The following is a 2,402-nucleotide window of genomic DNA, read 5'->3' on the forward strand; positions in this document are numbered from 1 at the left end:
CACAGAGACACGGAGAGCACAGAGATTTTTTTCATTTTCATTTTTCTTGCCACAGAGACACGGGGAGCACAGAGATTTTTTTCATTTTCATTTTTCTTGCCACAGAGACACGGAGAGCACAGAGATTTTTTCTTTTTTTTCTTTTTTTTTCTTCTCTGTGTCCTCTGTGACTCTGTGGCAAAAACTCACTCAAAATAAATTACCGAAGATTTTTCAGATTCCCATATTTCTATTTCAGAAGTTCGACAATTTTCATCATTTATTTTTTTTGAAAACTCTTCAAAAACAAACTTTGCGATATTTTCAGAAGTGGGATTTGTATCTTTGAAATAATCCAGTTCATTCAAATACTGATGGTCTAATTTATCGATTATTTCTTTCAAATATTTTTTTATGATCCCAAAATCGATTGCCAGCCCGATCTTATCTGTTTTATCACACTGAACAGTAACTCGAACTTTCCAGTTATGTCCGTGCAGATTTTTGCACTTCCCGTCATAATCTTCGAGTTTATGAGCGGAAGAGAAATGCGAAATTACATTCAATTTATACATATTTTCCTCAATTTTTCCAATGTTCGGAATGAATAATTTTTTCCTGTAAAATCTTGTAAAGAACTTTAAAAGGAACTTTAATATTTGACAAAAAACAGGTGTCTTTGAATTTCCTCTCAAAAATTGAGAAAATTTCGAGGAAAAATATGAAGTGCAAAGGAAAGATCAGAGAAAGAACCGGAAGCGGAAAATTAGTAACCAGATTCTGCAATGAAAAATTAAAGGAACATCAGATATTCTGTCATAAATGCGGAGAACCGACAGAAGCACTTTCCGGACCTTTATCCGCGAAAAAGAATCTGAAACAGGTTTGGAGCGAATTCAAACCGGTAAAAGCGAAATTTTATCCGTTTTCGATATTTATAATTTTAACAGCTTTTCTCTTGATCGGACTGGCAGTATATTTCACGAGAGGTCATTATATCAAGACAAATGTTGCTTTGTTGATCGTCGTTCCTTTTGCTCTTATTCCGCTCTCATTTGAGGAAAATTTTATTTCTAACCACTTCAAGATCAATATGTTTTTCAGTAAAATAAAGTATTATCCGATGTTTTTTCTATTTACTTTGATCAACATCATTTATTTCGCTTTGATGAAAATTATCTGTACCGGATATGCCTTGAATATTGCTGTCGATCCAATCCTTCATATTGTGCGGTTGATCATGGTTTTATACTGGATTGCGATCATCGTTCCGGCTCCGATCTTGATGATCAGGAAAAAGATGAATCCGATTAAAGCTATAATTGTTTCTTATAAAGCCGGCAAGGAAACTCGCTGGCAGCAGTTCTATATCGCATTTTTCGTTTTTGTTTTAAATATTGTCGGTGCAGCTCTGATCGGTTTGGGATTACTGGTTACAATTCCGCTTTCTTATATTTTACTTGAGACATATTATTTGAGAATGGATGAGTTCGAGTTGTTTGATAATTGATTTTTTGCTCACGGATTTCAGGGATTAACACGGATAAACTAAACTTACCAACTTTACTCGTTTCAATGCTCTTGCATTTTTTCTATATAAAAATTCAATTTATCAATTGACAATAATAATTGAAAAACTGCTTTTAACTTTTGATTTTTGGAGATAGAATAATGTCAAATTTTGCTGAATTAATGACGATTAAAGAAGCTAGTAAGTGGGCTTCGGAGTATTTGCGGAGGAACATTACCGCTTCAAATATTTCTTATCTTATCCAATATGGAAGAGTAAGAAAAATTGGGAATAATTCAGAAACGAGAGTGAAAAAAATAGATTTATTGAAATATTACGATTCCTATATCGGAAAAAAAGAACATAAATGGAAACAAAAGTTAGGGAACGACTTAAATTGGGCTTTATCCTTTGACCAATATAAAGAAAAAGATACAACCAAACATGTGCATCGCCTTCATCCTTACAAAGGAAAATTCATTCCGCAACTGGTTGAATACTTTTTGGATGAACATACTGACTCATTTAAACAAAAGGTTTATTTCCACAAAAATGATATTATTTTAGATCCGTTTTGCGGCAGTGGCACAACTTTAGTGCAAGCAAACGAATTGGGAATTAATGCGATTGGGATAGATATTTCTAAATTTAATACTCAAATTACAAACACAAAAATAGGAAAATATGATTTTGTCGAATTAAAAAATGAGATCAGGAATATAACTCATCGATATGCCGAATTTATCCATAATTCAAATTCTGTGTTATTTGAAAAAAAACTCTTAAATGAATTGGCAGAATTTAATAACAGATACTTTCCAACTCCAGATTTTAAATATGAAGTTCGAAATAAAGAAATCGATGAATGGAAATATGGTAGAGAGAAAGAAAAAGAGTTTTATAGTATTTTCAA

The 2,402-nt window shown here is 32.3% G+C and carries 3 protein-coding genes; 2 read left to right on the forward strand and 1 reads right to left on the reverse strand.

Annotation, left to right across the window (positions count from 1 at the left end; all coding sequences use genetic code 11):
- Nucleotides 1–185 precede the first annotated feature (185 nt).
- A complete protein-coding gene (queD, locus tag ENL20_05565) occupies nt 186–554 on the reverse strand; it encodes a 6-carboxytetrahydropterin synthase QueD (protein HHE38024.1) in 369 nt (122 codons plus the stop codon).
- Between the two features lie 146 nt (nt 555–700).
- Here queD and ENL20_05570 point away from each other — a divergent pair, with 146 nt between their 5' ends.
- Both ENL20_05570 and ENL20_05575 read left to right on the forward strand, forming a co-directional pair.
- Nucleotides 701–1,489 (forward strand): hypothetical protein, encoded by a 789-nt coding sequence (locus ENL20_05570; GenBank protein HHE38025.1) that lies wholly within the window; start codon nt 701–703, stop codon nt 1,487–1,489.
- Between the two features lie 161 nt (nt 1,490–1,650).
- Nucleotides 1,651–2,402 (forward strand): site-specific DNA-methyltransferase (locus ENL20_05575; protein HHE38026.1); only part of this gene is annotated, 752 nt, incomplete at its 3' end.

Source organism: Candidatus Cloacimonadota bacterium (assembly GCA_011372345.1).
Taxonomy (GTDB): Bacteria; Cloacimonadota; Cloacimonadia; order Cloacimonadales; family TCS61; genus DRTC01.

Coding starts and splice junctions, on each gene's coding strand:
- queD (HHE38024.1), bottom strand. CDS start 554: ATGTATAAATTGAATGTAATTTCGCATTTCTCTTCCGCTCATAAACTC.
- ENL20_05570 (HHE38025.1), top strand. CDS start 701: ATGAAGTGCAAAGGAAAGATCAGAGAAAGAACCGGAAGCGGAAAATTA.